Raw genomic sequence first — 4,092 nt, forward strand, 5'->3', positions numbered from 1 at the left:
GCGACTTGCCACCCAGCTCCAGGGTCACCGAGGCCAGATGCCGGGCAGCGGCCTGCATCACCAGGCGGCCCACGGCCGTCGAGCCGGTAAAGAAGAAGTGATCGAAGGGCAGTGCCAGCAGCGCCTGGGCGGTGGTGACGTCGCCTTCGCAAAAGGCCACGGTGTCCGGGGTGAAGGCCTCGGCCAGCAGCTCGCGCAGCACCGCATTGACCGCCGGGGTGAATTCCGAGGGCTTGAGCATCACGCTGTTGCCCGCCGCCAGCGCCGATACCAGCGGGCCGAGCAGGGTGGAGACCGGGTAGTTCCAGGGGGCGATGATCAGGCAGCGACCGCGTGGCTGGCTGTGGATGTGCGCCGGGCAGCCGAGGGAGGTCAGGGTCGGTCGCACCCGCCGCGGCTTCATCCAGCGACGCAGATGGCGGCGCGCGTGCTGGATCTCTTCCAGCACCGGCATGATCTCCGACAATTCGACCTCCACCTCGGGTTTGCCGAAGTCCTGGCGAAAGGCCGCATAGAGCGCCCCCCGCCGCGCCACCAGGGCGCCATGCAGGCGCTGCAGCAGGGTCAGGCGCTCGGCGGCGCTGGAACCGCGCAGGGCCAGGGCGCGCGGTCCCTGGGCGGCGAACAGCCGCTGCAGGGTCTCGGGGTCGACCGGGGCGCAGGCAGCAGCGGGATCGGGGAGGGGCGCATTCATGGCAGCAGTCCGCAAGGGGGCAGGAAGGAGGCGAGGCGGCGACGACGGCAGTATTCAGCCTGGGCGCTGCCAGCGCCAGCGGGGTACCGGCCGAGAGCCGGGGGCACTAAGGGCGAGCAGGGCCGCCAACCCCAGGGCTAGCAGGGCTAGCAGGGCGAGCAGGGCGCTGGTCAGGGCGGCGGGCCGGACCGCGGCGCCCTGCAGCCAGAGTGACGCCAGCGCCGGGCCGGCGGCGCAGCCGAGCAGCTGCAGCGAGGGCACCAGGGTGGCGATGCGGCCACTGGCGTCCAGCCGCAGGGCCAGGCTGATCTGGAAGGGGGTGAGGGTCTGCCAGAGAAAGGTGAAGGCCAGGCACAGCAGCGCGAAGGTCAGGTGCGCCCCTGGTGCCAGGCCGTAGATCAGCGCGGCCAGGCTGCCCAGCAACAGGGTCGCCAGGGTCAGGGTGGTGGCGGCCGGCAGCCAGGCCACCAGCGCCGCGCCGGCCAGACCACCGAGCAACTGCGCGGCGAAGCTGGCGGCGATCAGGGTCTGGGCCTGGCTGGCGTCCAGCCCGAGGGCTTCGCCATAGGGCTCCAGATAGGCCCAGAGCGCACCGATCGCCGCTAGCTGGCAGCCGACGAAGGCCAGCAGCAGGGCCTGAGGTAGCCGCCAGCGATGGCGGACGGGCACGCTGCCAGGGATCTCCAGCGCGGCCAGCCGGCGGGGCAAGGCGGCGGTCAGTGGCAGGGCCAGGGCGGTCACGCCGGCCAGCAGCCGGAAGCCGCCGGGGCTGCCCAGGCGCGGCAGGATCCACAGCGCCAGCAGGGCGGCCAGCAGGCCCTGGCAAAAGGTCTGCAGCGCCATGAACAGGCCGGATAGCCGCTCGGCGGCGGGCTGGCGCACGATCAGCGCCACCGCCGCCCAGAGCAGCAGGCCTTCGCCGAGGCCGGCGAGGGCGCGCAGGCCGAGCAGCAGCAGATCACCGCTGGCCTGGGCGCTGGTAAGGTCGGCGGCGACCGCCAGCAGCGTCGCCGGTACCAGGACCCTCGGCAGTCCCAGACGGGGCCCCAGGGCCTCACCGGCGATGACCCCCAGGCCCAGGGCGACGATCTCGCCCATGGCCACCAGACCCAGGCCATCGAGGCTGGCGCGACCGCTGGTGAACAGCTCGCCGAGCAGCAGCGGCTGCAGGCCGAGGATGAGCAGGGCCAGGGACCCCAGCAGCAGCGCGGCGCAGACCTGGCGGGGCGGAGAGGGCGAGGTGACGGTCATGGGCTCTACCTTCGACGAGTAACTAGTAACCGCGGCTTTCCGCCGGCAGCCGGCCCTGGCGGAAGGCCTCGGCGGCGGCGCGCTGGTCGCGCTGGAGCCGGCGGGTGGCGATCAGCACCACCCACCAGGGCAGGCGGGTGAGCGCCGCGCCGGTGGCCTGGGCCAGGGTGTAGGCCTTGGCGCATTTCTCGAACAGCTCGGCATTGAGGGCGGCGCGGCTGGCGGTGGTCCCCAGGCACAGCGGCTGACCGCCGAGCAGCTGGACGTTGCCCTGGTCGGCCAGGGCTTCCGCCAGGGCGTTGCTCCTGGTCACCGCAGGCGCCATCCGCCCCAGGTGCCGGGCCTGCTCGTCGAACAGCTGCGGCAGCTGGCCGCCGAAGTCCGCCACATGCTGCCCATAGCGCCCGGCCCCCTGGATGATGGCGCCGACATCCGGTCGCGAGCGGTAGATAAGTGCGTGATCGAGGGCGCCGCCGCTGCTGCGGGTCAGCTCGATCGCGCAGGGGGCGGCATCGCCCAGGGTGCCGTACCAGAGGCTGCCCGCCCCTGGTATGCGTACCGACAGGGCCAGGGCCGAGCGTTCGCCCTGGCGGGCCAGACGTTGCTGCAGATCCAGCCATTGCTGGCGCAGTTCGGCTTTCATGGGCGGCCTCATACCAGTTGGAAGACCCGGTCGAAACGCTCCAGGGCGTCGTCGATCACGGCGTCGGTGTCGGCCAGGCTGGTGTAGATGCGGCTGCCGGCCAGGGTGATGAGGCCATGGGCGGTGTAGGCCGCGCCCATCTCTTCCATCATGTGCTTGCGCGCCTTGGCTTCGTTGCGCACCCGCAGCAGCTTGAGCGGGTTGCCGGTGTCGAGCAGCAGCACGCCGGAGGTCTGCAGATGGACGATGGAGCCCAGGTTGTAGGCGACATAGGGCAGGTTGCGGCGCGCGATGATCTCGTCCAGCCCTTGGCGCAGCCGATCGCCGGCGCGGCCGGCCTGGCCGGCCGCGTCGAGGCGCTGGATCTCCTTGAGGGCGTAGTAGCCGGCCACGCAGCACAGCGGATTGGCCGACAGGGTGCCGCCGACGAAGGCGCGCTTCGACGAGGTGCCGATGCCGCCCACCAGCAGCTGCATGACCTCGGCCTTGCCGCCCAGGGCCCCGGCCATGGGATAGCCGCCGGTAAGGCATTTGCCGAGCACGGTCAGGTCAGGCAGCACCTTGAAGTAGCCCTGGGCACCGCCCATGCCGGCGCGAAAACCGGTCACTACCTCGTCGAAGATCAGCAGGGCGCCGAATTCGTCGCAGAGCTTGCGCACCTCGCGATTGAACTGCGGATGCACCGGGCGGGTGCCGCTCTCCGGGCCGAAGGGTTCCACCAGCACCGCCGCGGTGCCGCCGCGCAGGCGATTGAGTTGCAACCGCCGGCGCAGGGCGTCGAGGTCGTTGGGCGGGCTTTCCTGGGTGCGGGCGGTGGCGCCCCGGGGAATGCCGAGGGCCTCCATGCGCCCGGTGCCGGGCAGGCGCATGCCGTACACCAGCTGATCGCTCCAGCCGTGATAGGCCCCGCCGATCTTGATGATCCAGCGGCGCCCGGTATAGGCCCGCGCCAGGCGCACCGCGGCCATGGCCGCCTCGGTGCCCGAGCCCAGCAGCCGCACCTGGTCGATGCCGGGCACGCTCTGGCAGACCAGTTCGGCGAGCTTGACCTCGTATTCGTGCAGCAGGCCGGTGACCGGGCCGCACTCGGCGAGGATGCGCTGGACCTGCTCGCGCACGCCGGGATGATTGGAGCCGAGCAGGGTGGGGCCGCCGGCCTGGAGAAAGTCGATGTAGCGGTTGCCGTCGACGTCGGTGAGGTGGGCGCCTTCCGCCCGGGAGATGGCCAGGGGGAAGGGATGGTTGAACGCCAGGTTGTGCTGGATGCCCCCGGGAATGAAGCGCTTGGCTTCTTCCGCCAGTCGCCGCGAGCCCTGGCAGCGCTCGTCGAAATAGCCCATGACCTTGGCCAGGGCATCGCGGCGCAGCGGGCGCATGGGTTGTTTGACCAGGGCGTCGAAACGGCGATAGAGCGTCTCGGTATCCGGCCAGGCGGAAATCGCCGGCGGCGTGGGCACCAGGGGCAGCGGGGTGGTCAGGGGCTGGTTCATGGCGGACCTCAGGA

4 protein-coding genes are annotated in these 4,092 nt (G+C 71.6%); all 4 read right to left on the minus strand.

Annotation, left to right across the window (positions count from 1 at the left end; genetic code table 11):
- On the minus strand, positions 1 to 694 hold a 694-nt coding region (locus GSQ95_RS25095), incomplete at its 3' end, for an aldehyde dehydrogenase family protein (protein WP_158973990.1).
- 54 nt (positions 695 to 748) lie between these two features.
- Positions 749 to 1,945, minus strand: a complete 1,197-nt coding sequence (locus GSQ95_RS25100; protein ID WP_158973992.1) for a hypothetical protein — start codon at positions 1,943 to 1,945, stop codon at positions 749 to 751.
- A 22-nt stretch (positions 1,946 to 1,967) separates the two neighbouring features.
- On the minus strand, positions 1,968 to 2,588 hold the full coding sequence (locus tag GSQ95_RS25105) for a class II aldolase/adducin family protein (RefSeq protein ID WP_158973994.1): 621 nt from the start codon (positions 2,586 to 2,588) through the stop codon (positions 1,968 to 1,970).
- A gap of 8 nt (positions 2,589 to 2,596) precedes the next feature.
- Positions 2,597 to 4,078, minus strand: a complete 1,482-nt coding sequence (locus GSQ95_RS25110) for an aspartate aminotransferase family protein (protein ID WP_158897124.1) — start codon at positions 4,076 to 4,078, stop codon at positions 2,597 to 2,599.
- Positions 4,079 to 4,092 lie beyond the last annotated feature (14 nt).

The organism is Pseudomonas sp. BAV 4579, assembly GCF_009765395.1.
GTDB classification, from domain to species: domain Bacteria; phylum Pseudomonadota; class Gammaproteobacteria; order Pseudomonadales; family Pseudomonadaceae; genus Chryseomonas; species Chryseomonas aestiva.